The organism is Rothia sp. BD8, from assembly GCF_044878465.1.
Taxonomy (GTDB): Bacteria; Actinomycetota; Actinomycetes; order Actinomycetales; family Micrococcaceae; genus Rothia; species Rothia kristinae.
Genome location: NZ_JANJES010000013.1, coordinates 1 through 26,014, shown reverse-complemented (window position 1 = coordinate 26,014; position 26,014 = coordinate 1). Strand labels below are relative to the sequence as shown.

Annotated in this window: 22 protein-coding genes, 1 tRNA gene and 1 riboswitch; of the genes, 14 read left to right on the top strand and 9 right to left on the bottom strand. The window is 71.3% G+C overall.

The genetic code is table 11. The features are described 5' to 3' along the window. Nucleotides 1-50 precede the first annotated feature (50 nt). Complete coding sequence (locus NQ707_RS09350) at nt 51-758, bottom strand: response regulator transcription factor (RefSeq protein WP_055684257.1); 708 nt, start codon at nt 756-758, stop codon at nt 51-53. A gap of 88 nt (nt 759-846) precedes the next feature. Beyond that, a complete protein-coding gene (locus tag NQ707_RS09345; protein ID WP_081046051.1) occupies nt 847-1,119 on the bottom strand; it encodes a hypothetical protein in 273 nt (90 codons plus the stop codon). 281 nt (nt 1,120-1,400) lie between these two features. Between NQ707_RS09345 and NQ707_RS09340 the strand changes: the two genes are divergently transcribed. From NQ707_RS09340 to NQ707_RS09330, 3 genes are all read left to right on the top strand, one after another. After that, entirely contained in the window at nt 1,401-1,781 is a 381-nt protein-coding gene (locus tag NQ707_RS09340; RefSeq protein ID WP_058730420.1) for a cold-shock protein, read from the top strand. Nucleotides 1,782-1,786: 5 nt separating this feature from the next. Then, the gene (locus NQ707_RS09335; RefSeq protein WP_081101674.1) at nt 1,787-2,398 is read left to right on the top strand and encodes a DUF3027 domain-containing protein; all 612 of its coding nucleotides are present in this window, start codon (nt 1,787-1,789) and stop codon (nt 2,396-2,398) included. Nucleotides 2,399-2,499: 101 nt separating this feature from the next. Further along, the gene (locus tag NQ707_RS09330) at nt 2,500-3,798 is read left to right on the top strand and encodes an MFS transporter (RefSeq protein ID WP_064724910.1); all 1,299 of its coding nucleotides are present in this window, start codon (nt 2,500-2,502) and stop codon (nt 3,796-3,798) included. A 24-nt stretch (nt 3,799-3,822) separates the two neighbouring features. Here the strand turns inward: NQ707_RS09330 and serC are convergent, their stop codons facing one another. After that, entirely contained in the window at nt 3,823-4,947 is a 1,125-nt protein-coding gene (gene serC, locus NQ707_RS09325) for a phosphoserine transaminase (protein ID WP_404435573.1), read from the bottom strand. Between the two features lie 218 nt (nt 4,948-5,165). Here serC and NQ707_RS09320 point away from each other — a divergent pair, with 218 nt between their 5' ends. From NQ707_RS09320 to NQ707_RS09300, 5 genes are all read left to right on the top strand, one after another. After that, complete coding sequence (locus NQ707_RS09320; protein ID WP_055684261.1) at nt 5,166-5,861, top strand: metal-dependent transcriptional regulator; 696 nt, start codon at nt 5,166-5,168, stop codon at nt 5,859-5,861. Between the two features lie 10 nt (nt 5,862-5,871). Continuing rightward, entirely contained in the window at nt 5,872-6,495 is a 624-nt protein-coding gene (locus tag NQ707_RS09315) for a thymidine kinase (RefSeq protein ID WP_055684262.1), read from the top strand. A 446-nt stretch (nt 6,496-6,941) separates the two neighbouring features. After that, nucleotides 6,942-7,095: riboswitch (cyclic di-AMP (ydaO/yuaA leader) on the top strand. Nucleotides 7,096-7,100: 5 nt separating this feature from the next. Then, a complete protein-coding gene (locus NQ707_RS09310; RefSeq protein WP_055684263.1) occupies nt 7,101-7,682 on the top strand; it encodes a C40 family peptidase in 582 nt (193 codons plus the stop codon). Nucleotides 7,683-7,882: 200 nt separating this feature from the next. After that, nucleotides 7,883-8,812, top strand: coding sequence for an NlpC/P60 family protein (locus NQ707_RS09305; RefSeq protein WP_404435570.1), 930 nt, complete (start codon nt 7,883-7,885; stop codon nt 8,810-8,812). Between the two features lie 212 nt (nt 8,813-9,024). Beyond that, nucleotides 9,025-9,243, top strand: a complete 219-nt coding sequence (locus tag NQ707_RS09300) for a hypothetical protein (RefSeq protein WP_055684265.1) — start codon at nt 9,025-9,027, stop codon at nt 9,241-9,243. Here the strand turns inward: NQ707_RS09300 and NQ707_RS09295 are convergent. Continuing rightward, entirely contained in the window at nt 9,222-10,163 is a 942-nt protein-coding gene (locus tag NQ707_RS09295) for a DUF4031 domain-containing protein (RefSeq protein ID WP_055684266.1), read from the bottom strand. The two genes, NQ707_RS09300 and NQ707_RS09295, sit on opposite strands and share 22 nt — an antisense overlap. A 74-nt stretch (nt 10,164-10,237) precedes the next feature. On the opposite strand from NQ707_RS09295, the gene NQ707_RS09290 reads away from it, so the two are divergent. Both NQ707_RS09290 and NQ707_RS09285 read left to right on the top strand, forming a co-directional pair. Next, nucleotides 10,238-10,310, top strand: a tRNA-Arg gene (locus NQ707_RS09290). Nucleotides 10,311-10,398: 88 nt separating this feature from the next. After that, the gene (locus NQ707_RS09285; RefSeq protein ID WP_058730418.1) at nt 10,399-11,952 is read left to right on the top strand and encodes a DHA2 family efflux MFS transporter permease subunit; all 1,554 of its coding nucleotides are present in this window, start codon (nt 10,399-10,401) and stop codon (nt 11,950-11,952) included. 15 nt (nt 11,953-11,967) lie between these two features. On the opposite strand, the gene NQ707_RS09280 is transcribed toward NQ707_RS09285, so the two are convergent. After that, entirely contained in the window at nt 11,968-12,561 is a 594-nt protein-coding gene (locus NQ707_RS09280) for a hypothetical protein (protein ID WP_058730417.1), read from the bottom strand. Between the two features lie 322 nt (nt 12,562-12,883). Between NQ707_RS09280 and NQ707_RS09275 the strand changes: the two genes are divergently transcribed. From NQ707_RS09275 to sucD, 3 genes are all read left to right on the top strand, one after another. Next, complete coding sequence (locus NQ707_RS09275) at nt 12,884-15,499, top strand: UvrD-helicase domain-containing protein (RefSeq protein ID WP_404435568.1); 2,616 nt, start codon at nt 12,884-12,886, stop codon at nt 15,497-15,499. A 381-nt stretch (nt 15,500-15,880) separates the two neighbouring features. Then, nucleotides 15,881-17,047, top strand: coding sequence for an ADP-forming succinate--CoA ligase subunit beta (gene sucC / locus NQ707_RS09270; protein WP_058731405.1), 1,167 nt, complete (start codon nt 15,881-15,883; stop codon nt 17,045-17,047). 39 nt (nt 17,048-17,086) lie between these two features. Then, nucleotides 17,087-18,004, top strand: coding sequence for a succinate--CoA ligase subunit alpha (gene sucD, locus NQ707_RS09265; protein ID WP_055684271.1), 918 nt, complete (start codon nt 17,087-17,089; stop codon nt 18,002-18,004). A 1,156-nt stretch (nt 18,005-19,160) separates the two neighbouring features. On the opposite strand, the gene NQ707_RS09260 is transcribed toward sucD, so the two are convergent. The 4 genes from NQ707_RS09260 to NQ707_RS09245 all read right to left on the bottom strand — a co-directional run bounded on the left by NQ707_RS09260 (nt 19,161) and on the right by NQ707_RS09245 (nt 24,312). Continuing rightward, entirely contained in the window at nt 19,161-20,369 is a 1,209-nt protein-coding gene (locus NQ707_RS09260; RefSeq protein ID WP_081275350.1) for a VIT1/CCC1 family protein, read from the bottom strand. A 299-nt stretch (nt 20,370-20,668) separates the two neighbouring features. Further along, nucleotides 20,669-21,910 carry an MFS transporter gene (locus NQ707_RS09255; RefSeq protein ID WP_331279312.1) on the bottom strand — a complete coding sequence of 414 codons (1,242 nt, stop codon included), beginning with the start codon at nt 21,908-21,910 and terminating at the stop codon, nt 20,669-20,671. Nucleotides 21,911-21,914: 4 nt separating this feature from the next. Further along, a complete protein-coding gene (locus NQ707_RS09250; protein WP_196825932.1) occupies nt 21,915-23,348 on the bottom strand; it encodes a TY-Chap domain-containing protein in 1,434 nt (477 codons plus the stop codon). Between the two features lie 130 nt (nt 23,349-23,478). Next, complete coding sequence (locus tag NQ707_RS09245; protein WP_279752042.1) at nt 23,479-24,312, bottom strand: aldo/keto reductase; 834 nt, start codon at nt 24,310-24,312, stop codon at nt 23,479-23,481. A 113-nt stretch (nt 24,313-24,425) separates the two neighbouring features. Here NQ707_RS09245 and NQ707_RS09240 point away from each other — a divergent pair, with 113 nt between their 5' ends. Next, nucleotides 24,426-25,838 carry an MFS transporter gene (locus tag NQ707_RS09240; RefSeq protein ID WP_404435564.1) on the top strand — a complete coding sequence of 471 codons (1,413 nt, stop codon included), beginning with the start codon at nt 24,426-24,428 and terminating at the stop codon, nt 25,836-25,838. Nucleotides 25,839-26,014: the final 176 nt, after the last annotated feature.

Sequence of the window (26,014 nt, the reverse complement as noted above, 5' to 3'; positions counted from 1 at the left end):
GCCCCCAGCCGGGAGTTGCGGACCCGATCGGTGACGGCGGACACGGAAGGCTAGTGCTTGGAGGTGCGCAGCAGATAGCCCACGCCGCGCTTGGTGTGGATCAGGGCCGGCTGGGTCTTGTCGTTGTCGATCTTCCGGCGCAGGTAGGAGATGTAGGACTCCACGATGGAGGCATCCCCGTTGAAGTCGTACTCCCACACGTGGTCCAAGATCTGCGCCTTGGACAGCACCCGGTTGGGGTTGAGCATGAGGTAGCGCAGCAGCTTGAACTCGGTGGGGGACAGGTCGATCTCCCGGTCCCCGCGGAAGACCTCGTGGGCGTCGTCGTCCAGGACCAGGTCCTCCACGCGCAGCCGGGAGTCCTCCTCCTCCAGCGCCTGGGTGCGCCGCAGCACCGCGCGGATGCGGGCCACGACCTCGTCCAGGCTGAACGGCTTGGTCACGTAGTCGTCCCCGCCGACGGTCAGGCCGGTGACCTTGTCCTCGGTGTCGTCCTTGGCGGTGAGGAAGAGGATCGGGAACACCAGCCCGGTCGCGCGGATCCGGCGGGTCACGGTGAAGCCGTCCATGTCGGGGAGCATCACGTCCAGCACCGCCAGGTCCGGTGTCTCCGCGGTGGCCTTGTCCAGGGCCTCGCGTCCGTTGGAGGCGGTGACCACCTCGAATCCGGCGAAGCGCAGGGAGGTCGCCAGCAGCTCGAGGATGTTGGGCTCGTCGTCGACGACCAGGAGTTTGGCTTCAGGCTGTGTCTTCTTCACGCTGGTCAGTGTCCCGCAGGTCCCTGGGGGATTCCTGAGCGTCTCTCGGATATCCGCTGCGAGCGGCTCGGGCGGGTTCCGGGCGCTGTCAGACCCGACGACGACGCCGCACGGCCAGGACCAGCGCGGCCATCAGCAGCAGGAACGCCACGGGCAGCATCAGCAGCGGGATCTGGCTGATGACAGGCCACGGGTGGGCGCCGAAGGCCTTGGCCACCAGCATCCCGACGCCGACCAGGGCCGCCAGCACCCCGAGGATCCCGCCGGCCGCGGCGGTCACCGCGAGGGCGCGCGAGTCGGTCTCCTCCCGGCGGTCGGGGTCGGCGGAGGCGGCGGGCTGCGGTGAGGCGGAGCGGGTCATGGGCACCACGGTACCGTGCGGCGCGCGCCCCGGCCCACGGCGAACGCCCGGGACGGGGACCCTGCCGCCCTGTATGATCGACACCGATACTGACGTTTCGCGCCGCACGCCGCCCGGTCCGCCGGTCCCGCCGAAGGGACCCGCGAGGATGCACCGGTCGAGGGCGGCGGCGCGCCCCGCCCGGACGGCGCCGGGGAACCCGACGCGCCGTCGCGCCCCCGCCGGGGAGCGCCTCGGGGCCTCCCCGCGCCCCGACACCGATGCAGCGAAGGAAGCAGACCATGCCCACCGGAAAAGTGAAGTGGTACGACGAGCAGAAGGGCTTCGGGTTCGTGGCCGCCGAGGACGGCCAGGAGGTCTTCCTGCCGGCCTCCGCCCTGCCCACCGGAGCGAAGGTGCGCGCCGGGACCCGCCTGGAGTTCGGCATCGCCGAGGGTCGCCGCGGCGCCCAGGCGCTGTCCGCGCGCGTCCTGGATCGGATGCCCTCCTCGGTCAAGAACCACCGCAAGCCCGCCGAGGAGATGGCGGTGATCACCGAGGACCTGATCAAGCTGCTGGACGGGGTCTCCAACACCCTGCGGCGCGGCCGCTACCCGGATCGCGCGGTCGGGCGCAAGACCGCCTCGATCCTGCGCACCGTCGCCGACGAGCTGGACGCGTGAGCCCGATGGCCGAGCGCACCGACGCGCAGGAGAGCACACAGACACCCGAGGCCCAGCCGCTGCTGGGCGATGCCGCCAAGCCCCGGCGTCGGCGCCGCTCCACCCCCGATGAGGTGCTGGCCGCCGCCGTGGACACCGCCCGCGCCGGGATCCTGGAGATCACCGACGCCTCGACCCTCGGCGAGGGCCACGAGGTGCGCGGGGAGGAGGATCGTCTCTCCACCCACCTGTTCGAGTGCACGCTGAAGGGCTACCGCGGCTGGAGCTGGTTCGCCACGCTCTCCCGGGCCCCGCGGTCCAAGACCGCGACCGTGTGCGAGGTGGGCCTGCTGCCCGGACCCGATGCCCTGCTCTCCCCGGAGTGGGTGCCCTGGTCCGAGCGGGTGCGCCCCGAGGAGCTGGCAGCGCAGCGCAAGGCCGATCAGGGGACCGCCGCTCAGGGCGGCGCCGCGCAGGACGGCGCCGAGTCGACCGAGCAGTCGGCCGACGAGCAGGAGACCCCCGCGCAGGACGCCGCCGATGGTGAGGGCTCCGAGCAGGGCCGCCGGACCGAGGCGGGCGCCGCCGAGGCGACCTCCCAGCAGCACAGCACCGAGACCCAGACCGCCGGGCGGTGAGCCATCCCGGGTCCGCGGACCCGGGTCGAGAGGAGAGGTGAGGGCAGACGAGCACCACCACAGCCGAGAGCGCCGGCGGAGGCACCTTCCGCTCCCTGCGCGTGCGCAACTACCGCATCTGGTTCGCCGGGGCGCTGGTGTCCAACGTGGGCACCTGGATGCAGCGCATCGGCCAGGACTGGCTGGTGTTCAACTCCCTGTCCCACGAGGACTCCACCGCCATGGGCATCGTCACGGCCCTGCAGTTCGTGCCCCAGCTGTTCCTCGCCCCCTACGCCGGGGTGCTGGCGGACCGCCTGGACCGGCGTCGCGTGCTGTTCTGGACCCAGGGGGCTCAGGCCCTGCTGGGGCTGGGCCTGGGGCTGCTGGTGCTCTCCGGCCACGCCCAGATGTGGCACGTCTACATCTTCGCCCTGGCCCTGGGGGTGGTCACCGCCCTGGACACCCCGGTGCGCCAGACCTTCGTCTCCAACCTCGTCCCGGACCGGGACCTGCCCAACGCGGTCGCGCTGAACTCCACCTCCTTCAACGTCGCGCGCATGCTCGGTCCGGCCGTGGCCGGGGTGCTGGTGGCCGCGGTCGGGCCCGGCTGGGTGTTCCTGATCAACACGGTGACGTTTCTGGCGATGATCCTCGCGATCGCGCGCATCGACGTCGCCCGGCTGCGGCCCATGCCCCGGGTCTCCCGGGAGGACACCCGGATGCGCGAGGGCCTGGCCTACATCCGCCGCCGCCCGGACATCCTCGCGGTGATCGTGGGGGCGTTCCTGGTGGGCACCTTCGGGATGAACTCAGCGATCAACATCGCCGCGATGGCCACCAGCGAGTTCGGCTACGGGGCGGACCAGTTTGGCTTCCTCTCCTCCACGATGGCCATCGGCTCCGTGACCGGAACGCTCATGGCCGCCCGCCGGGACCGGCCTCGGCTGCGCTTCATCTTCGGCTCCGCCGGGGCCTTCGGGCTGACCTGCCTGGCGGGGGCGCTGGCCCCGAACGTCATCGTCTTCGCGGTGGTGCTGGTGCCGATGGGCCTGGCCGCGCTGACCTTCATCACCTCGGCCAACGCCTACGTGCAGGTCACCACCCGCCCCTCGATGCGCGGACGGGTGCTGAGCATCTACATGGCCGTGTTCCTCGGCGGCACGCCCATCGGGGCGCCGCTGGTGGGCCTGGTCAACGACGTCCTGGGCGCCCGCTGGGGCCTGGGCGTGGCCGTGGTGGCCGGGCTGCTGACGGCCCTGGTGGGCCTGGTCTGGTACTGGCGCTCGCAGGAGCTGCACCTGACCTTCGACCGCTCCAGGCGCGGCTTCTGGCGTGTGGAGCGCGACGAGGAGGAGCCGGAGCTGGGCCCGGCCACCCACCCGATCACCGCGGCCCTGGAGATCCAGGAACCGCGGTGACCCGGGCACATCCCGGGCGGGGTTTCAGAGGATCTGCTCGAGGGTGCGATCGATGCAGGCCAGCAGCGCCTGCACATCCGCCGGCTCGATCGCGGTGAACGTCGCGATGCGCAGCTGGTTGCGTCCCAGCTTCCGGTACGGCTCCACGTCCACGACGCCGTGCGCGCGCAGGATCCCCGCGATCCTGGCGGCGTCCACGGCGTCGTCGAAGTCCACCGTGGTGATCACCGTGGAGTGGTCCTGCTCCCGGGCCACGAACGGGCGGGCCACCTCGCTGGCCTCGGCCCAGGCGTAGACCAGGTCCGAGGACTCCCGGGTGCGCGCGGCCGCCCAGGCCAGGCCACCCTGGTCGTTGATCCAGGAGATCTGCTCGGCCAGCATCACCAGTGTGGCGATCGCCGGGGTGTTGTAGGTCTGGTTCTTCCGGGAGTTGGCCACCGCGGTGCTCAGATCCAGGGAGGCCGGGGTCCAGCGCCCGGAGGCGCTGATCCGCTCGATCCGCTCGAGTGCCGCGGGGGACAGCGCGGCCACCCACAGTCCGCCGTCGGAGGCGAAGTTCTTCTGCGGGGAGAAGTAGTAGGCATCCGTGCCGGCCACCTCCGCGGCCATCCCGCCGGCGGCCGAGGTCGCGTCGATCAGCAGCAGCTGGTCCGGGGTGAGGAAGTCGGGACGCCGGGTGGGGGCGGCGACTCCCGTGGAGGTCTCGTTCTGCGGCCAGGCATAGACGTCGGCCCCCTCCACCGGGCGCGGGTCCGGGCGGGTGCCGGGCTGCGCGGTGATGATCTCCGAGGCCCCCAGGTGCGGGGCGGCGTCGGTGGCGTGGGCGAACTTGGCGCCGAACTCCCCGAAGCTCAGGTGCGCGGCCCGCTCGCGGACCAGCTGGAAGGTCGCGGCGTCCCAGAAGGCGGTGGCCCCGCCGTTGCCCAGCACCACCTCGTGTCCCTCGGGCAGCTCGAACAGCTGGGTGAGTCCCTCCCGGATCTGCCCCACCAGCCGGCGCACCGGGGCCTGCCGGTGGGAGGTGCCCAGCAACGTGGTGCCGGCGCGTTCGACGGCGCGCACCTGCTCGGGGCGGACCTTGGACGGGCCCGCGCCGAAGCGTCCGTCGCGCGGGAGGATCTCGGGGGGCAGGGTCGGTTCGGCGGTCACGATGGCTCTCTTCGCTCGGGGGACGCGCCCCGAGGCCGGCCGTGGGGCCGAAGAGGGGCGACGGTGACCCTCCCCATTGTGGCCCGCCGGACCCGGGGGCGTCCTCCCGCGGTGAAAGATGGCCGGATGCTGGACGGGGCCGAAGGGCCGACCGCTTAGGATGGACGCATCACACACACCGTCCGCCCGTCCGCAGCGCAGAAGGGACACTCGCGTCCATGTCCGACCTGATCGACACCACGGAGATGTATCTCCGCACCATCCTGGAGCTGGAGGAGGAGGGTATCACCCCGATGCGCGCGCGCATCGCCGAGCGCCTGGACCACTCCGGCCCCACCGTCTCCCAGACCGTCGCCCGGATGGAGCGCCACGGCCTGGTCCACGTGGAGAAGGACCGCTCCCTGTCGCTGACCCAGGAGGGCCGGGAGAAGGCCGTGGCCGTGATGCGCAAGCACCGGCTGGCCGAGCGGCTGCTGGCCGACGTCATCGGCCTGGACTTCGCCCACGTGCACGACGAAGCCTGCCGCTGGGAGCACGTGATGAGCGAGCGGGTGGAGCGCCGGCTCGTCGAGCTGCTGAACTCCCCCAAGTACTCCCCGTACGGCAACGCGATCCCCGGCCTGGAGGTCCTGGGGCTCAGCAGCGAGGCCAACGACCCCAAGACCGTGCCCGTGAGCATCGCCGCGCAGGACGCGGAGGAGACCGACCGGTTCACCGTGGCGCGCCTGCCGGAGACCATCCAGACCGACATCGACCTGCTGCAGCAGTTCTCCCAGGCCGGGATCCACCCCGGCGCGGTGGTGACCATCCAGCCGGTGGAGGGCGCGGTGCGGGTGCGCGCCGAGGGACAGGACCACTCCCTGGACCTGGACGAGTCCGTGAGCACCCACCTGATCCTCAAGCGCGGAGCCTGATCCCGGACCGGTGGCCAAGCTGTACTTCCGCTACGGCGCGATGAACTCCGGCAAGTCCACCGCGCTGCTGCAGGCGGCCTTCAACTACGAGGAGCGGGGCCAGCGGGTCCTGCTGGCCAAGCCCCGGGTGGACACCAAGGGGGAGGGCAGCATCGTCTCCCGGCTCGGGGTGCGGCGGGAGGTCAGCTTCCTGCTGGGCCCGCACGACGACGCCCGCGCGGTATTCGCCCACCACGCCCAGGGGCGGGACGACGGCTCGATGCTGGCCGTGGATCTGCCGCCGGTGGCGTGTCTGCTGGTGGACGAGGCGCAGTTCCTCACCCGCGCCCAGGTGGATGACCTGCTGCGCATCGCGGTGCTGGACGGGGTGCCCGTGCTGGCCTACGGCATCCGCACCGACTTCCGCACCCGCGCCTTCACCGGCTCCGCCCGGCTGCTGGAGGTCGCCCACTCCCTGGAGGAGCTGAAGACCATCTGCCGGTGCGGGCGCAAGGCCCTGTTCAACGGGCGCCGGATCGGGGAGCGGTTCGTGTTCTCCGGCCAGCAGGTGGCCATCGACGGGGCGAGCGTGTCCTACGAGTCCCTGTGCGCCGCCTGCTACCTGCGGGAGACCGGCGGGAGCCTGGGGGACTGAGCCCCGCCGCGGATCACGAAGCGGCGCCGTCGGCCGATCCGTCATCGTGACCGAATCGTGATCTTCGGGGTCCGCGCGTGACCCGCGGCACCGTGGCACGGGCCGTTTCGAGTCCGCGAGCCGCCCCTGTGGAGGTGAGATACCCTGCGTGAGGGAATCCACAGGTTCGTTCGGACCGGCCGCGGGGCCGCTCCCACGGCGATCGAGGACTTCTTGCGATGGTCGCGTTTCTCCTGGTCAGCACGGTTTTTCGGGGATCGCGGGCGTGGTCCGTCGTCGACGGCCCAGCCGCTCGCCGGGTCTCACGGCGGGAACGACGGCGGCCGGTCGTGACCAAAACGTGACTTTTGGTCACGGGTGTGTGTACTCTCGTGGACGTGCCCAGCACTGGTCGAAACGGGCACCTGATGGACGGAGCGCCGAGCTCTGCCGCTGTCCATCAGCACCGAGAACGAACACTGACTTCGGCAGAGGCGGGGGACCCAATCACGGGTTCTTCCCACGCGGAAGAGCCCTCGGGGTTAAGTCGTCCATCCGGACGGCCGGGTGACTCCCATCCGAACCCGACAGCTCACCTCGCAGGCACCAGGGAGGAAAAGAACACCATGGCAAAGAGCACCGCTCGTCACCGCGCAGCCACCCAGTCCCACACCCTGCGCAACACCGGGATCGCCGCCGCCGCCGGCGCCGTCGTCCTGGGCTCCGTGGCCCCCGCCAACGCCTACGCCGGCGCGGCCACCACCTACACCCAGCCCACCGCGTCCTCCACCCAGTACGCCGGGCAGAACACCTACACCGCGCAGAACACGGTGGACACCTCCGCCAGCACCCAGGCCACCGGCTCGCGCGCCAAGATCGTGGCCGACGCCGAGGCCGGCCAGGGCGGCGCCTACGTCTGGGGCGGCAAGTCCTACAAGGCCTGGGACTGCTCCGGCTTCGTCTCCTACGTGTACAAGCAGTCCGGCATCAACCTGACCGCCTACACCCTGGCGATGAAGAACGAGGTCAAGCAGACCTCCACCCCGCAGCCGGGCGACATCGTCTTCACCAACGGGTACTCCCACGTGGGCATCTACCTCGGTGATGGCAAGATGATCTCCGCGCTGAACCCGAGCCAGGGCACCCAGATCACCGCCGTTGACGGCGGCGGCATGATGCCCGTGGACGGCTACTTCACCGCCCTGTGATCGCAGCCCTTCCGGGCCGCCGCTAGATCCCGCGAGGCGCCCGACCGGCTGACGCCGCCGGGCGCCTCGCGCGCATCACCCCTCGCACCTCATCTCTTCTTCCGCGGCCATCCCTCGCCGCTGATCGAGTCGCCGCCCGCGCATCGTCGCCCGGGCCCGCGGCTCACCCTCCCTCGCTCCTCCTCCGCAGAAGGATCCCCATGGCCTCCTCCGCCCTGCTGTCCAAGAACTCCGCCCGCGCCGCCGGCGTGCTGACCCTGTCCGGCCTGATGGTCGGCGGCATCGTCCTCGCCCAGGGCGCCGACGCCGCCCCCGAGGTCCAGAACACCGCGCAGGCCACCCCCGTGGCTTCCCTGGACGCGGTGAACACCCCGAGCCAGCATTACGTGCCGGCCAGCCTGGTCCGCCCGGCCGTGGCTCCGAAGTCCCACGAGCAGATCGCCGCCGAGCAGAAGGCCGCGGCCGAGCAGAAGGCCGCCCAGGAGACCGCCCGCCGCGAGGCCGAGGCCGCGCAGAAGAAGGCCGAGGAGCAGGCTGCGCAGCAGCGCGAAGCCGAGCAGCGCCAGGCCGACGAGCAGAAGGCTCAGGAGGAGAAGGCCGAGCAGCAGCGTCAGGAGCAGGCCCAGACCGCCCAGAAGCAGCAGGATGACACCGCGGCCCCGGTGGTGCAGAACGCCTCCACCACCACCGCGACCGGCTCCACCCAGCGCTCCACCGGCACCTCTGCCCAGGCCCAGGCGTCCTCCGCCCCGGCTTCCTCCTCCGATGACGCCACGGTGGCCTCCGAGGGCAGCTACAACCGCGACGCCGTCGTGAAGGCCGCCCGCGCCCAGCTGGGCCGGCACCAGGACTGCACCGCGCTGGTGACCAACTCCCTGCGCGCGGCCGGGATCAACTTCCACGGCTGGCCGAAGGACTACCTGAGCCTGGGCCACACCGTCTCGGCCTCCGAGGCCAAGCCCGGCGACATCATCTACTACGCCTCCAACGGCTTCGGCGGCTCCCACGTGGCCATCTACCTGGGCAACGGCCGCGCCATCCACGGCGGCTGGGAGGGCGGGACCACCGCCGAGTTCTCCGCCTACCTGCCCGCGGCCTCCGCTCCCGTGTTCATCCACGTGGACCGGTGAGCACCCGCCCCGCGTCCGGCACATATCCGGACGCGGGGCCCGACGCTTTCCTCCCCGGGGTCCCTCCCGCGCCCGGTGCGCGGCACGGATCCCACCCCTTCCGCCCGGGCCCGCGAGGGTCCCTGAGGCGGAGCGCGCAGCGGCTCTCGACGACCAGCGGGAGCCGCTGTCGTCGTCTTCGCCCGACGGCGGGCCCGACTACCATGAGGACCATGTCCACCCAGTTCGAACCCCCGAAGTCCCGCAGCGACCAGGAATTCCTCTACATGGCCGTCGGCATGGTGGCCGGCGCGGTGCCCGGCATCGTCATCGGGCTGCTGCTGTCCCTGAGCCTCGGCAACCCCGCCATGTGGGTCTCGATCGTCGGGGGCGTGGGCATCATCCTGGGGCTGCTGGGCTCCCGAATCCTCTACCGCCGCCGGGGCCGCTGAGCCTCGGGGGCGGACCCTCCCTCCAACTCGGCCAGCTCCCGGTTCACGTTGGCTCGGGCCGCCTCCTCCCACCGCGCCCGCCCCGCGGGGGTCAGGAACACGTGGGGCCCGCCGATCAGCTCCCGCAGGATCATCGCCCGGCGGGTGCGGAACTGCCCTTCCGGCACGTGCGCGTACTCTCGGCGCACCCCCTCGACGTAGCGCCGGTAGCGCCCGAGGTCCGCGGCCAGGATCCCCAGGTCCGCGTCATGCAGCGCCGGCCACAGCGGGTCCGCCTCCGCCGAGCGGGCGTGGGCGGCCGTGGCGCGGACCAGGGCGGCCGCCCGGCGCACGGTCTCCGACGACGGCGCCCCCTCGCCCGTCGGCAGGTGCCGCGCCTCCTCCTCCAGGAGGGCGGCGCTGTCCTGCTCATCCGCTCCCGGAGCGCCCCGGTACACGGCGTCGTGGTACCAGGCGGCCAGCGCCAGCACCGTCCGATCCTTCTCCCGCTCGGGGGCCAGCGGCCCGTCGAGGCGCTCCAGGACCTCCCGCAGGTGCACCGAGTCGTGATAGGCCCGATGCTCCTCCTCCCACCGGGCCAGCAGCGCGCCGCCGTGTCCGGCCCAGGCCGGGAAGGCCCGATCCCAGGCGCGCAGCAGCCCCGCGCGGATCCGCTCCGGGCGCTCCCGGGCCGGGATGCGCAGGCCGCTGGCGCGCAGGCGGCGGGTCAGCTGCGCCGCGCTGACCGGCTGAGCCCCCAGCTCGATCAGCTCCTGGCGGCGGTGGGCGGGGACGTCGTAGTGGTCCCGGTCGAAGGCCCGCGGACTGATCCCCGCGGCCGCGGCCAGTGCGTGCAGCTCGGTCAGATCCCGGTCCGAGACCAGGTGGGAGAAGACGGTGCCGTGGGCCGGCCACAACGGGGGATCGATCAGCACAGCCATGCCCACCAGTCTGGCACGCGGACCCGGAGGGGATTCCGCGGGGGAAAGGCGGGGCGGGTAGAGTGGGCATCCGCGCCCTCGTAGCTCAGGGGATAGAGCACGGCTCTCCTAAAGCCGGTGTCGGTGGTTCGAATCCACTCGGGGGCACTCTCCGCCAGCCTCTCGGCGCCCCGGTGCATCTGCGCGCCCCGGAATCCGACGCCGGATCTCCCGTTCCGCGAAGGAAGGCATCTCCGTGAGCCCAGCCAGCACCCCGCCGCGCCATCGCCGGACCCGCGGGGCCGCGGCCCCCGGGCGGGACCCGGAGACGGCGCAGGCCTGGCGGGCGCTGTGGGCCATCGTCATCGGGTTCTTCATGATCCTGGTGGACGCCACGATCGTCTCCACCGCGATGCCGGCGATCATGAGCCACCTGGACGCGGACATCAACGCCGTGGTCTGGGTGACCAGCGCCTATCTGCTGGCTTACGCGGTGCCGCTGCTGATCACCGGGCGGCTGGGGGATCGCTTCGGCCCCAAGAGGCTGTACCTGACCGGGCTCACCGTGTTCACCCTGGCCTCCCTGTGGTGCGGGTTCTCCGGGTCCATCGCCTCCCTGATCCTCGCCCGTGTCTTCCAGGGCTTGGGTGCTGCGATCATGACCCCGCAGACCATGGCCATCATCACCCGCCTGTTCCCGCCCGAGCGGCGCGGGCCTGCCCTGGGCATCTGGGGTGCGACCGCCGGCGTCGCGAATCTGGCCGGGCCCATCGCCGGCGGGCTGCTCGTGGACTCCCTGGGTTGGCAGTGGATCTTCTTCGTCAACATCCCGGTCGGGATCTTCGCGTTCTGGCGGGCCGCCCGGGCCGTGCCGTCCCTGCCCGTGCACGCGCACTCGATGGACTGGGTGGGTGTGCTGCTCAGCGCCGTCGGGATGTTCCTGCTCGTGTTCGGCATCCAGGAGGGGCACGGGTACGACTGGGGTCCGATCTGGGGGCCGGTGACGGTGCCCGAGCTGATCATCGGCGGGGCGGTGATCCTGGCGGTCTTCGTGCTGTGGCAGCGGGTGACCCCCGCCGAGCCGCTGGTGCCGCTGGGGCTGTTCCGGGACCGCAACTTCTCCGTGGGCAACGCCGTGATCACCCTCGTGGGGCTGATGATCTCCTCCTTCGCGCTGCCGCTGATGCTTTTCCTGCAGCTGGTGCGCCAGATGAGCCCGACCCAGGCCGCGCTGATGCTGGCGCCGATGGCCGTGGTCTCCGGGGTGCTGGCCCCGCTGGTCGGGCGGATCATCACCGGGCGCAACGCCCCGCTGATGGCCGTGGGCGGGCTGTTGCTCAACGGCGTCGGCCTGGTGCTGTACTGGCTGCTGATGGACCCGGACACGGCGGTGGCGCTGCTGTTGGTGCCCAGCTTCGTCATGGGGGTCGGCGGGGCGTTCATGTGGTCCCCGGTCTCCATCACCGCGACCCGGGACCTGGCTCCCGCCCGGGCCGGCGCGGGCTCCGGGGTGTTCAACACGACGCGGCAGGTCGGCTCCGTGCTGGGCTCTGCGCTGATCGCGATGATGATGCAGAACCGCCTGGCCGCGCACCTGCCGGGGGTCGGGGCGGCGTCGGGCGGTGCGGGCGCCGGTGGTGCGGGTGAGGCGGCGGCCGGTGCCGATGGAGCGCTGCCGTCGTTCCTGCACGAGGGCTACGCCGCGGCGATGGGTCAGGCGATGCTGCTGCCGGCCGCGGCCGTGCTGGTGGGAGCGGTGCTGGCGCTGCTGTTCCGGCGCGTCTCCCCGCGCACGGCCTCCGAGGGCTGAGCCCGCGTGCCGGTGTCAGGGGGTCGGCTGCTGGCCCGGCAGCTCCCCGCGGGCGAAGGCGTCCAGCTTGGTGCGCACCAGGTGCGCCAGCATCCACGCGGCCTGGGCCAGCAGCGCCGCGGTGAGCACCCACCGGGCGATGACCAGCCCCGAGGCCAGCGCCACCGGGCCGTCGGTGGGATCGGCCAGGGCGGCGTCGATCGCGTGACCGCCGGCCAGGACCACGACGGCGAAGGCCAGGGGCACCGACCACAGCGCCCAGCGGACCGCGCGGGTGTGCACGGACTGCCCCAGCATCGCGAACCACGCCAGGGCCATGAACAGCGGCATCAGCAGACCCGAGGAGCGGTGCACCCAGCGGTAGTCCTCCCGACCCTGATCGCCCAGGGCGCTCGCGGCCGCGGCGATCTGCTCCCGGTCGAAGCCCGTGATCCGCAGCTCCGGCAGCGTCAGCCCGTAGGCGCGGCCGATGCCGGGCAGCACGAGGAAGGTCACGTAGCAGAACAGCAGCACCGCGATGGTCGTGAGCACCCCGATGATGATGCCCAGGGAGGACCCGGAGCCGGGGCGCGGGGCGAGGTCCTCGCGGCGGTAGGTGCCGGGGGCCACCGGAGTTCGGGTGCTGCTGCGGCCCGTGGGCTGGGCCGAACCGCGGGAGCGCCCCGCCGTTCCGGGGGTCCGATTCCCCTCACCGCCGGACGGGACGGCGGATGCACCGTATCTGCGCTTCTTCTGGCCTTCGGACATACCCATGCTCCCCATTATGGTGCGATGGCCGCGGTCGGCTGGCCCCGCCGCACGCCCGGACGCTTGGAGGCCCGGGGCCCGGGCACGGCGGGCGGTTTCGCGGCGGAACCCGCGTGCCGGCGTCGGGCGGGGGCGTGGATCGGCGGTTCCTTCGAAGACGTGTTCGCCTAGACTGGGAGGCGCCATGGACTTTCTGCGCGACACCTCCTTCTTCCGCCCCGACGCCTCCGCCCGGCCCGCCGAACCGGCCCCGCGAGCGGATCCGCAGGCCCTCGTGGAGGGGCTCAACGACCAGCAGCGCGAGGCCGTGGTGCATGCAGGGTCCCCGCTGCTGATCGTGGCGGGCGCCGGCTCCGGCAAGACCCGCGTGCTCACCCACCGGATCGCCTACCTGCTGGCCACCGGTCGGGCCCACGAGGGGCAGATCCTCGCGATCACCTTCACCAACAAGGCCGCCGCGGAGATGCGCGAGCGCGTCGTCGAGCTGGTGGGGGAGAAGGCACGGCGGATGACCATCTCCACCTTCCACAGCTTCTGCGTGCGGGTGCTGCGTCGGGAGGCCGCGACCCTGGGGATGAAGTCCAGCTTCTCCATCTACGACGCCGCGGACTCCCAGCGGCTGGTGGCCCTGATCGCCAAGGAGATGCAGCTGGATTCCAAGCGCTTCGCCCCCAAGGCCGTGCTCAACCGCATCTCCGCGCTGAAGAACGAGCTGGTGGACGCCGAAGCCAACGCCGCATCCGTGTCCCCTGGCGACGAGTGGAATCACACGATCGCGCGGATCTACAGCGAGTACACCCGTCGGCTGCGGGCCGCGGACGCCCTGGATTTCGACGACCTCATCTCCCAGACCGTCTTCCTGCTGCGTGCCTTCCCGCAGGTCGCGGAGTTCTACCGCCGCCGCTACCGGCACATCCTGGTGGACGAGTACCAGGACACCAACCACGCGCAGTACGCCCTGGTGCGGGAGCTGGTGGGGGCCGACGCCGCGGCGTCGTCGGGCGGGTCGTCGAACGGTGCGGTCGCAGGGAAGGCGAGCCCGTACCCGGAGGCCGCGGGCCCGGCGGAGCTGACCGTGGTGGGGGATTCGGATCAGTCCATCTACGCCTTCCGCGGGGCGGACATCCGCAACATCACGGACTTCGAGCGGGATTACCCGAACGCCCGCACCATCCTGCTGGAGCAGAACTACCGCTCCACCCAGACCATCCTCTCCGCGGCGAACGCGGTGATCGAGCGCAACCCGCAGCGTCGCCCGAAGAAGCTGTGGACGGCCTCCGGGGACGGGGAGCCGATCGTCGGCTACGTCGCGGAGAACGAGCACGCCGAGGCGCGGTTCATTGCCGAGGAGATCGACCGGCTGCGCGATGAGGAGGGCATCGCCGCCGGGGATGTGGCGGTGTTCTACCGGACCAACGCCCAGTCCCGCTCCCTGGAGGAGATCCTGATGCGGGTGGGTCTGCCGTACCGGGTGGTCGGCGGGACCCGCTTCTACGAGCGCAAGGAGATCAAGGACGCCCTGGCGTACCTGCGCGCCCTGCTCAACCCGGACGACGACATCACGGTGCGCCGCATCCTCAACGAGCCCAAGCGCGGCATCGGCGCCCGCTCGGAGGGGGCCATCGCCAATCTGGCGCAGCAGGAGCGGATCTCGTTCTTCGCCGCGGCCCGCCGGGCCGAGGAGGCCCCGGGGCTGGGTTCGGCCGGGGCGAAGAAGATCCTGGCGTTCGTGTCCATGATGGATGATCTGGCGCAGATCGCGGCCACCGAGTCCCCGGCCACCTGCCTGGAGGCGGTGCTGGAGCAGAGCGGGTACCTGGAGGCGCTGCGCACCTCGGAGGACCCGCAGGACGAGTCCCGGGTGGAGAACCTCAACGAGCTGGTGGCCGTGGTCCGGGAGTTCCAGGCGGAGGATCCCGACGCCGGGCTGGCCGAGTTCCTGGAGCACGTGGCCCTGGTGGCCGACGCCGACCAGATCCCCAACCGCCCCCGCGCGCAGGCCGCCGACGAGGACGGGGAGGGCGGGGTCTCCGCGGCCCAGGTGGCCCGCGAGGTGGCCGAGGCCCGCGAGCAGGGTGTGGTCACGCTGATGACCCTGCACACCGCGAAGGGCCTGGAGTTTCCGGTGGTGTTCCTCACCGGGATGGAGCACGGGCTGTTCCCCCACCAGCGGGCCCTGACCGATGAGGCGGAGATGTCCGAGGAGCGGCGCCTGGCCTACGTGGGGCTGACCCGGGCGATGCGCCGGCTGTACCTGACGCGCGCGGAGTCCCGCTCCATGTGGGGCCAGTCCCAGTTCAACCCGCCCTCGCCGTTCCTGGAGGAGATCCCGGAGGAGCTCGTGGAGTGGAAGCGGCTGGGCTCGATGCGCGCCGGCTGGGGCTCCCCGGTGCACGGGGCCGGCGGGTTCGGTTCGGGGTTCGGGTCTGGTGGATTCGGTGGGCGCTCGCGGGGCGGCTCGTGGGCGGAGTCCTCGTCTTGGGGCGGGCGCGAGTCCGGCCCGACGTCGTCGTCTTCCGCCCGGCGTCGGCCCGCCCCGGCCAGCGCTGATGCCGCGTTCTCCGGGGACATCGACGGCTCCCCGGCCCTGGGCTCCCGCGCCACGAAGGCCTCCCGGGTGCAGCAGGGTAAGGAGATCCCGACGCTGCGCGTGGGTCAGTCCGTGCAGCACAAGACTTTCGGCCGCGGGAAGGTGATCGCCCTGGAGGGCTCCGGAGACAAGACGGTCGCGAAGGTGCGCTTCGGCGCGGAGGAGAAGCGGCTGCTGCTGCGCTACGCGCCCATCGAACCCCTGGACTAGCCCCGGGCATCGTCCCGGGGTCCGTGCTCCCCCCCCCTGATCCTCACCGACCCGGCGCATTCGTTCCCATAGACGCCGATCTTGGGAACGGGTGCGCCGTCTCGCGTGGGTGGGGTGGGGCGTTTGGGAACGGACGCGCCGCCTCACCTGCGGGGAGGAGGCGTTTGGGTACGGGAGCGCCGGGTCGCGAGCGGGCGGAGGGGGAGGGGCCCCACCCCCAGGTTAGGGGCGTCACGGTCGGGTGGGATAGGCTCACTGTGGGGAGCCCCGTGACGCCCGCCGCATCCGTGCGGGCCCGGCGCGAGAGCTCCACGACAGATCAAGCCGGGCGCCCGGTTCCGCGGTTCCCGGCACGACTTCGAGGAAGAAGGACACAGACCCGTGGACCTGTTCGAATACCAGGCGCGCGACCTCTTCGAGAAGCACGGGGTGCCCGTGCTGCAGGGGATCGTCGCCGAGACTCCCGAAGAAGCTCAGGCCGCCGCCGAGAAGATCGGCGGCGTCACCGTCGTCAAGGCCCAGGTCAAGGTGGGCGGACGCGGCAAGGCCGGCGGCGTGAAGGTCGCCAAGACCCCGGAGGAGGCCCGCGAGTACGCCTCCCAGATCCTGGGGATGGACATCAAGGGCCACACCGTCAAGCGCGTGATGATCGCCCAGGGCGCGGACATCGCCGAGGAGTACTACTTCTCCGTGCTGCTGGACCGGGCCAACCGCACCTACCTGGCCATGTGCTCCGTGGAGGGCGGCATGGAGATCGAGCAGCTGGCCGCCGAGCGCCCCGAGGCGCTGGCCCGCGTCGAGGTGGACCCGGCCGCAGGCCTCACCCAGGAGAAGGCCCTGGAGATCGTGTCCACCGCCGGGTTCCCGGAGGAGCTGCGCGAGAAGGTCGCCGCCGTCATCGTGAAGCTCGGTGAGGTCTACGCCGCCGAGGACGCGACCCTGGTGGAGGTCAACCCGCTGGTGAAGACCGGCGACGGGCAGATCCTGGCCCTGGACGGCAAGGTCTCCCTGGACGACAACGCCGAGTTCCGCCACGAGGATCACGCTGCTCTGGAGGACAAGGCCGCCGCGGATCCGCTGGAGGCCAAGGCCAAGGAGAACGACCTCAACTACGTCAAGCTGGACGGGGAGGTCGGCATCATCGGCAACGGCGCCGGGCTGGTCATGTCCACCCTGGACGTCGTCGCCTACGCCGGGGAGAACCACGGCGATGTGAAGCCGGCGAACTTCCTGGACATCGGCGGCGGCGCCTCCGCGGAGGTCATGGCCAACGGCCTGGACGTGATCCTGAACGACGCCCAGGTGAAGTCCGTGTTCGTGAACGTGTTCGGCGGGATCACCGCGTGCGACGCCGTCGCCAACGGCATCGTGAAGGCCCTGGAGATCCTGGGCGATCAGGCCACCAAGCCGCTGGTGGTGCGCCTGGACGGGAACAACGTGGAGGAGGGGCGCCGCATCCTGGATGAGGCGAACCACCCGCTGGTCACCCAGGCCAAGACCATGGACGAGGGCGCCGACAAGGCCGCCGAGCTGGCCCACCAGGCCTGAGCACTCGCCGAAGCACTTCCAGGTAACGAGAAGGAAAACATGTCTATCTTCGTGAACAAGGACTCCAAGGTCATCGTTCAGGGCATCACCGGCGGCGAGGGCACCAAGCACACCGCGCGGATGCTGGCGGCCGGCACCCAGGTGGTCGGCGGCGTGAACGCCCGCAAGGCCGGGACCACGGTGTCCCACAAGACCAAGGACGGCGCCGACGTCGAGCTGCCCGTGTTCGGCACCGTCAAGGAGGCGGTGGCCGAGACCGGGGCGGACGTCTCGATCGTGTTCGTGCCGCCGGCCTTCACCAAGGACGCCGTGATCGAGGCGATCGACGCCGAGGTCCCGCTGGTCGTGGTGATCACCGAGGGCATCCCCGTGCAGGATTCCGCGGAGTTCTGGGCGCACGCCAAGGCCAACGCCGGGGCGGACGGGAAGCCGAAGACCCGCATCATCGGGCCGAACTGCCCCGGGATCATCACCCCGGAGGAGTGCCTGGTGGGCATCACCCCGGCGAACATCACGGGCAAGGGGAAGATCGGGCTGGTCTCCAAGTCCGGCACCCTGACCTACCAGATGATGTTCGAGCTGCGGGACATCGGGTTCACCACCGCGATCGGCATCGGCGGGGACCCGGTCATCGGGACCACGCACATCGACGCCCTGGAGGCCTTCGAGGCGGACCCGGAGACCGAGGCGATCGTGATGATCGGCGAGATCGGCGGGGACGCGGAGGAGCGCGCCGCGGAGTACATCAAGGAGCACGTGACCAAGCCGGTGGTCGGCTACGTCGCGGGCTTCACCGCCCCGGAGGGCAAGACCATGGGGCACGCGGGCGCCATCGTGTCCGGTTCCTCCGGCACCGCGGAAGCCAAGAAGGAGGCCCTGGAGGCCGCGGGCGTGAAGGTCGGCAAGACCCCGTCCCAGGCCGCCGAGCTGATGCGGGAGATCTTCGCCGGCAAGTAGGCGAGAGCCTCCCTCCAGCACGACGACGCCGAGCCGTCATCCGCGTGGGTTCTCAGCCCGTCTGAGACCACGTGGATGACGGCTCGGCGTTCTCCGTGCCCGTGGATCGCGCCGAACCGTCGCTGGCGTGCGTTCTGGGAGCCCGACAAGCCACGTAGATGACGGTTTGGGTGGTGGAAAGCGGAAGGCCCCGCACCGCGGGATGCGATGCGGGGCCTTCCGCTGAAAGAGATGCCAGTCAGCAGACCGGAGGGTGACTATACTGGCCGGACGTCCCTATATTGGAGACTGCAACGCACCGACCACCAGGATAGATGGCAGAGGTGCTGTTGATCGTCCCGCTCTCCGCGCATTCCCTGCGCGTGGAGGAACCGTTGAGCGTAAAGCGTGTCTCCGGGTAGCAGGTCTGGGATCCGCTCTTACTGAGGTAGATCAGAGGTGTGCGGCCCGTCCTGTTGGTGGCAACGGGCATTCGCTGTGGAACCTTCCAAGATAGAGAACCCGATGCAGGCTTAACCTGCTGACCGGACGAGCGCATATTCACTGTAACGGTGGTCTCGGGAGCGATTTCAGAGTCAGTCGTTCACTTGACACCGATCTCACAGTTCATAGTATTCTGCAGATCACTCGCTGACGCATCCCGATTGAAGGTTACGGTCATGGTGAATGCAGTAGCTGAAGTCCCGCTTGAGGGCGAGATGGTAGTGCTGGCGAGACCCCCACTGGTCTGGCCGGACGTGGGGTACATCTGAGGAACCTCCATTGTCTGTCCACCAGAGAGGGTGAATGCGAAGGTGAATACCGTGCCCTTGGGGATGGACCCACCCGGGGCATCTGATCCAAAGGTGAAGTAAACGTCATGCTGAGCCGCGAGGGGCCGATAACCGTCTCCGGTGAAGATCTTGCAGACACTGGCATGTGCTTGGTCCTGGCTGGCGGCCATGGCCGGGACGGCGGAGGCGGCGGCCACGACGGGCACGGACCAGGGGGCGCCCTTGGCGAGCTGGCGGCGAGAGACAGAGGTGGTTTCGTATTCCCCCCAAAGGAAACGAGTAGATCATCATGGGTCACGGGTGCGGCTGCCGCCGCGGCAACCGGCGAGGACGACGGGCGCCGTCATGCGGGCACTGCAGGGCCTAGGATAGCAAGGGATCCGCTACCCACCAACGGTCGTCCCGAACAGCAGGCCCAGCAGATACGTGGCCAACGCCGCACCGTAGCCGATCCCCAGCTGCCGCAGACCCCGCTTCGCCGGGGACGCCCCGGACAGCAGACCCACCACGCCACCCGTGCCCAGCAGGGCCACCCCCACCAGGACCAGGGACAACACCATCGCCCACACCCCCGTCATCCCCAGCAGGTACGGCAGGATCGGGATCACCGCACCCGAGGCGAAGAAGCAGAAGCTCGACGCCGCCGCACCCAGATCCGTGCCCAACACCACATTCTCCGCGGACTCCTCCTCCGCGTCATCCCGATGGGACAGGGACGGATCGCAGTCGCAGTCGAAGTGTCCGAACCGCTCCAGCGCCCGATGCCTGGCCGCCTCCTCGGACATCCCCCGAGCCCGATAGATCAGCTCCAGCTCGTTCTCGTCGATGTCCAGATCATCCGCCACCCGCAGCGTCACCTGCGTCGGACGGGAAGCATCCAGCAGCTCCCGCTGAGACCGCACCGACACGAACTCCCCGGCCCCCATGGACAGGCCCCCCGCCAGCAGCCCCGCTAACCCGGAGAACAGCACCATCTGCGAGCTCGCCCCCGACGCGCCGATCCCCATGATCAGCGAGACATTCGAGACCAGTCCGTCATTGGCACCGAACACCGCCGCCCGGAAGTTCCCGGACAGCTTCTCCCTCCCATTCGTGGCCAGCGCCCGGATGATCTCCTCATGGACCGCCTCATCCGCGGCCATCGCATCCGTGGCATCTGGGTCCTCCGCATACGGGGAACGCCCCTCCGCCCGCTGCGCCAGCGCCAGCACGAACACCGAGCCGAAGCGCCGGGCCAGGAACTGCAGGAACGCCGAACCCACCGATGGCCGCGGCATCGGCTCGGCATGCTCACCGAGCATCTGCACCCAGTGCTCCCGATGCCGGCCCTCCGCCTCGGCCACCTGCTCCAGGATCTCCGCCTCCCGGCCCGTGGCGTGCCGGGCCAGGCCGCGGTACAGGTTCGCCTCCGCGATCTCATCCGCCAGATACCGCCGCCACCGCCGGATCTGCGCCTTCGACGGCTCGCCCACCGCGTGATGCGCGTGCCCCGCCGGATCGGCGGGGTCCGCGGGGTCGCCGACAGGATGGGGGAGCGGCGTCGGCTCCTGCGCGGAGTGGGGGAGGGGCTGCTGGGAATCGGTGCGGTCCATGGCGGTCTCGCCTTCCGGGCCGGGCGACGACCCCGGACGACGGCGCACACGCACCGGACGGCGGGGGAGGACACGGCCCTGAACGAGGCCCGGGCACACCCCGCGGGGGTGCGGCGCGGGCCGGGATCGGTCAGTGGGACGAAGGTCTCGCTCGCCCGCACCCCGCGCGCACGGCACGAGGTGACGGGTGGGGCACCGGGACCCGAACACCGGATCCAGTGTGTCGACGCACCGCCACCGCCGCGGACACCGCGGCGGATGGGAACTACTCCCCTTCGTCGATGAGCCAGTCTAACGGCTCACCCCGCCCGGCGCACCAGCGTCCGATGCAGCACCGGGCAGGCCACCGCAGAACCCACCACCAGCAGCCCCGCGCAGAACAGGCCCGTGGCCAGCCACCCGCCGGCCGCATAGAAGAACCCGCCGACCCAGCCCACCAGCGCGGAACCCGCATAGTAGAAGACGTTGTACAGGGCCGTGCCCTGGGCCTTCGCCACCCCGGCCTCCAGACCGGCCCACCCCGAGGCCACCGAATGCGCCGCGAAGAACCCCATGGTCAGCAGCACCAGCCCCACCACGATCAGCCACAGCGGCCGCGTCAGCGTCAGCCCGATCCCCACCAGCATCACCGCCACGCACGCGCCCACCACGTGCAGCCGTCCGAAGCGGGCGCTGAACCGCGCGGCCGTCGTCGAAGCGAACGTCCCGGACAGGTACGCCAGGAACAGCAGGGCGATCACGCTCGGAGACAGCAGATACGGCGGGGCCTCCAGGGTGAAGCCCACGTAGTTGTACACCGTGACGAACGCGCCCATCAGGATGAACGCCAGCAGGAACAGGCTCAGCATCGCCGGGTTGCGCAGCTGCAGCCCGATCCGATGGGCCGTCTCCCGCAGCGCCCCCTCCGGCGGCACCGGCACGAACCGCCGGGCCCGAGGCACCAGCACGATGAACGCCACCGCGGCCGCCCCCGCCAGCACGGACACCGTCATGACCGCGACCCGCCAGCTTCTCGTCACCTCCGCCATCGGCCCCGAGATCAGCCGGCCGGCCAACCCGCCCAGTGAGGTCCCGGCCACGTACAGACCCGTCGCGGCCCCGGCGTGCAGCGCGTGCGTCTCCTCGCTGATGTAGGACACCGCCAAGGCCGCCATCCCCGCCAGGGCCGCGCCCTGCGCCAGGCGCAGCACCAGCACCGTCCCGAAGTGCGGGATCCACGGGATCACCAGCCCCAGCACGGTCGCCGCGACGACCGCGATCTCCATCGCCCGGACCTTGCCCCACCGATCCGCCAGATACGTCCACGGCAGGGCGAACAGGGCCAGTCCCAAGGTGCCCGCCGAGACCATCAGCGCCGCCGAGGCCGCCTCCACCCCCAAATCCCGGGCGATCGACGGCAGCACCGCCTGCGGCGAGTACAGCTGCGCGAACGTCGCGACCCCTGCGCAGAACATCGCGATCAGCATCCGCGTGAACTCCGGAGAGCCCCGGCGGTGCCCCTCCGGTCGCGGCACGGGTCCGGTCAGCGGGGCGCAGCTCACCCGATCATCTCCTGAGGTCCGTCTCGGCTCTGTGCTGATCCTCAGCGTAGACCGCCCCCGAACCCCACCGGAAGCTGTACGGATCCGAGCAGTCCCGCCCGTGGCGCAGCCCATCCACCAGGGTCCGGGCCGCCGCCTCCGGCTCCAGGCGCCCCTGGCGCCAATGCGGCTGGGACTCGTCCGGGGCCGTCCACCCCGTGCGCTGCAGATGCGCGTCGTCGATCGGCCACACGATCGCCGGCAGGAACCGCTCCGAGACCAGTGTCACCTCCACCCCCGCAGGTCCCGTGAAGGCCTGCGCGAACGGCGCCTCGTCCAGGTTGTTGCCCGTCTCGTACTCCACCGTCAGGAAGTGGTTCCACGGCAGATCCCGCACCGCCTGGGCGATCTCCCCGACCAGCTCCTCCCACGCCGCCTCGGCGTCCGCTTCGGAGGTCTCACCCGGCTCCGCGCGCAGATGCCCGACGACGCCGATGCCCCGATCCGTCCAGCTGCTCACACTCCACGCCGCACGCCCTCCCGAGGGGGAGACCACCGGGGTGGGCTGCGTCCACGGCCCCACCCAGTGCTCCTCGTACCGGGGATCCGCCTGAGCCGGATCGCTGGAGTTGATCAGCTCCCGCCCGTGCGCGATCGCCTGAGACCAGGAGCCGAACTGGTGGCGCACCGTCGCCAGATTCGGCCGCGGCACCCGCGAGCGGGAGCCGCTGGCCGCCCATCGCCCATACAGCAGCGCGTGCGGAATCCGATCCGTGCGGATGCAGAACGTGAAGAAATCTGCCATCGCGCTGCGGAAGCGCGCCTCCGTGTAATCCGGGATCAGGTCCGTGCCGTCCGCGGCGTAGCGCTCCTCCGGGGACATGCCCACCGCCAGCAGCGCCCGCGTCCAGGAGCCCTCACCGATGCGCTCGCGGATCAGCGCATCCGAGACCGGCCAGCGGCCGTCCTTCGCCGCGGACAGCTCCCGCAGATACTCCGGGATGTCCCGCAGGAACCCCCGGTACTCCTCCTGGGTGAGGGTGGTGCGCGGATACTCGGCGAGGAAGCGGTTGCTGGCCGCCAGCCGAGACAGGATGTGCGCCGCGGCCTCATCGGAGATCCCGTGCAGGTTCATGAACGCGGACATCTCCTGGAAGATCGCCCGCTCCAGCAGGGTCACGGCGTACTCCGGGTCCTCCCCGAGGTCGAACAGATCATTGACCGCCAGCAGCAGGGAACAGGAGATCACCACCCCGCCCAGCGGATCCTCCCGCCGCAGCTCGCTGCGCCAGCTCATCTCCGCCAGCGCCCGATCCAGCAGGTGATGATCCATCTCCGGGTGCACCGTGAGCATTCGGGAGCGGGCCTCCCGGCGGGTCCACTCGACGTCGTTCAGACGCTCCAGCAGCGGGCCGTAGCGGGCGCGGAACTCGCGGTACACGGCGTCGTCATGCTCCACAGTGCAGGCCTTTCGGTGATGCGCGAGACCGCCCCGCGTCGGTGTCTCGAGCGTATGCTCGCCGATGCGGGGCGGCCAAGGGATGGGGCGGATGTTACCGCCGGGGTCAGGATGCGGTCGGAGGGGGGGCTCAGACCCCCTGCGCGGGATCGTTGCCCAGACGCCCGTCCTCGCGGGTCAGGCCGTTGATGGCCTGCACATCCTCGTCGTCCAGGCGCACGTCCAGGGCGCCGTAGTTCTCCGTGATCCGCTCCGGGGTCACGGACTTGGGGATCACGATGTTGCCCAGGGCCAGGTGCCAGGCGATCACGACCTGCCCGGCGGTGGCCCCGTGCTTCTCGGCGATGTCGGTGATGACCTTCTCCTTCAGGACCTCGCCGCCCTGGCCCAGCGGGGACCAGGCCTCGGTGCGGATGCCCAGCTCCTCGTCGACCGCGCGCATCTTCTCCTGGTTGAAGTGCGGGTGCAGCTCGATCTGGTGCACGGCCGGGGCCACCCCGGTCTCCCGCACGATCTCGCGCAGCTGCTCCTCCGGGAAGTTGGACACGCCGATGGAGCGGACCTTGCCCTGCTTCTGCAGCTCGATCAGCGCCTTCCAGGACTCCAGGTAGGTGCCCTGCTGCGGCTGGGCCCAGTGGATCAGGTACAGGTCCACCGGCTTGCCCAGATCCAGGCGCTTGGCGGAGGCCTCGTAGGCCTGCAGGGCCTTGTCGTAGCCCTGGTCGTCATTCCACAGCTTGGTGGTCACCCACACGTCCTGCGCATCCACGTCCGAGGCCTTCAGGCCGCGGCCCACGCCCTCCTCGTTGCCGTAGATCTTCGCGGTGTCGATGTGGCGGAACCCGGCCTCCAGGGCCAGCTGGACCGCCTTCTCCGCGGTCTCGTCCTCGACCTGCCACACGCCGTAACCCAGCTGGGGGATGGCGTTGCCGTCGTTCAGGGAGATGAGAGGTGCTTCCGTCATGGGGATTCCCTGCCTTTCGAACCGTTGACGTCGTACCCCTCCAGCATGCCCCCGGCCCCGGGGCGCACGGTACCCGCGGGCCCCGGATTCAGCCCTCGGCTAGGCTTTCCCGTGTGCCCCGCCTCATGATGGACCTCACGCCCCTGCGCCAGCACCCGGATTTCCGGCGGCTGTGGCTGGGCACCGCCTTCTCCGTGCTGGGCTTCCAGGTCTCCGCGATGGCCGTGTCCCTGCAGATCTTCCGCATCACCGGCTCCACCTTCGCCGTGGGCGCTGTGGGCCTGGTCTCCGTGCTCCCGCTGATCTTCGGCGGGCTGTGGGGCGGGGTCCTGGCCGACACCCGGGACCGACGCCGCGTGGCCCTGGCCGCGTCGCTGGGCCTGTGGGTGCTCACCGGGCTCATCGCCGCGCAGGCGTTCCTGCGCCTGGACAGCATCGCCGTGCTCTACGGGCTGATCGCCCTGCAGTCCCTGCTGCACCCCATCAACCAGGCCGCGCGCGGGGCCATCATCCCCAACATCGTCGGGCTGAAGAGGCTGCCGGCGGCCAACGCCCTGAACATGTCCGCCAGCACCGTCGCCCTGACCCTGGGCCCCATGCTCGGCGGCTTCCTGGTCGCCGCCGTCGGCTACGGCTGGACGTACCTGGTGGACGTGGGCACCTTCACCGTGGGGCTGTGGGCCCTGTACCGGCTGCCCCCGCAGGTCCCGCAGCAGGCGGAGGGGGAGGAGCAGCCCACCCGGGGCCTGTCCTCCGTGGTGGAGGGGCTGCGCTTCGTGCGCAGCTCACCCGTGGTCGCGATGACCTTCATACTGGACCTGTGCGCCATGATCACCCTGTTCCCGCAGGCCCTGTTCCCCGCGATGGCGCTGGTGGTGGTCGGCGGCAGCGAGGCCGTGGCCGGGCTGCTGTCCGGGACCATGACGCTGGGCGCCTTCCTGGGCACCGTGCTGTCCGGGCGGGCCGTGCGGGTGCGGGCTCAGGGCCGGGCCCTGACCTGGACCTACGCGGGCTGGACCGCGGGGATGCTGTGGGCGGGCCTGGCCATGTGGTGGGTCCAGGCCGGGACCGAACGGGGCTCCGCGGCCGCCTGGACCGGGCTGATCCTGGCCCTGATCGGCCTGATGGTCGCCGGGGCCGTGGACTCCGTGGGCAGCATCTACCGCTCTACGATCCTGCAGGTGGCCGCCCCGGACACCATGCGCGGGCGCCTGCAGGGTCTGTTCATCGTCACCGTCAACGGCGGGCCGCGGCTGGGCTCCGGCGTGATGGGCGCGGCCGGCCAGTGGGCCGGTCCCGGCCTGGCCCTGGTGGGTGGGGCGGTGGCCTGCGGCCTCGGGGTGGCCGGGCTGAGCAGGCGCTTCCCCCAGCTGCTGGCCTACCGCGCCCCGGACCCGGCGCTGACCGCCGCCCTGCCCGCCGTCGAGCCGCTGCCGCCCGTCCGGCGCGACACCACCGAGATCCCCCAGGTGCCCCCGGCCGACCCGGACCCGGGGGCCGAGCCCGGGCCGACGCGCCCGGAGTAGTGCCTGCGCTGCGCACGACGGCGGCCCCGCCGCGCTGCCACACGGCGACGGCCCCGCCGCGCTGCCACACGGCGACGGGGCCCCCCCCCCGGGGGGGGCGGGGGGGGGGGGGGGGGGGGGGGGGGGGGGGGCCGGGGGGGGGGGGGGGGGGGGGGGGGGGGGGGGCGGCCCCGGGG

Excerpts from the sequence above, each read along its gene's own strand:
- NQ707_RS09335 (WP_081101674.1), top strand. The coding sequence starts at position 1,787 with ATGGCCGAGCGCACCGACGCGCAGGAGAGCACACAGACACCCGAGGCC.
- NQ707_RS09295 (WP_055684266.1), bottom strand. The coding sequence starts at position 10,163 with ATGGCTGTGCTGATCGATCCCCCGTTGTGGCCGGCCCACGGCACCGTC.
- NQ707_RS09260 (WP_081275350.1), bottom strand. The coding sequence starts at position 20,369 with ATGGACCGCACCGATTCCCAGCAGCCCCTCCCCCACTCCGCGCAGGAG.
- NQ707_RS09340 (WP_058730420.1), top strand. The coding sequence starts at position 1,401 with ATGCCCACCGGAAAAGTGAAGTGGTACGACGAGCAGAAGGGCTTCGGG.
- NQ707_RS09275 (WP_404435568.1), top strand. The coding sequence starts at position 12,884 with ATGGACTTTCTGCGCGACACCTCCTTCTTCCGCCCCGACGCCTCCGCC.
- sucD (WP_055684271.1), top strand. The coding sequence starts at position 17,087 with ATGTCTATCTTCGTGAACAAGGACTCCAAGGTCATCGTTCAGGGCATC.
- NQ707_RS09345 (WP_081046051.1), bottom strand. The coding sequence starts at position 1,119 with ATGACCCGCTCCGCCTCACCGCAGCCCGCCGCCTCCGCCGACCCCGAC.
- NQ707_RS09310 (WP_055684263.1), top strand. The coding sequence starts at position 7,101 with ATGGCAAAGAGCACCGCTCGTCACCGCGCAGCCACCCAGTCCCACACC.
- NQ707_RS09305 (WP_404435570.1), top strand. The coding sequence starts at position 7,883 with ATGGCCTCCTCCGCCCTGCTGTCCAAGAACTCCGCCCGCGCCGCCGGC.
- NQ707_RS09245 (WP_279752042.1), bottom strand. The coding sequence starts at position 24,312 with ATGACGGAAGCACCTCTCATCTCCCTGAACGACGGCAACGCCATCCCC.
- NQ707_RS09320 (WP_055684261.1), top strand. The coding sequence starts at position 5,166 with ATGTCCGACCTGATCGACACCACGGAGATGTATCTCCGCACCATCCTG.
- NQ707_RS09300 (WP_055684265.1), top strand. The coding sequence starts at position 9,025 with ATGTCCACCCAGTTCGAACCCCCGAAGTCCCGCAGCGACCAGGAATTC.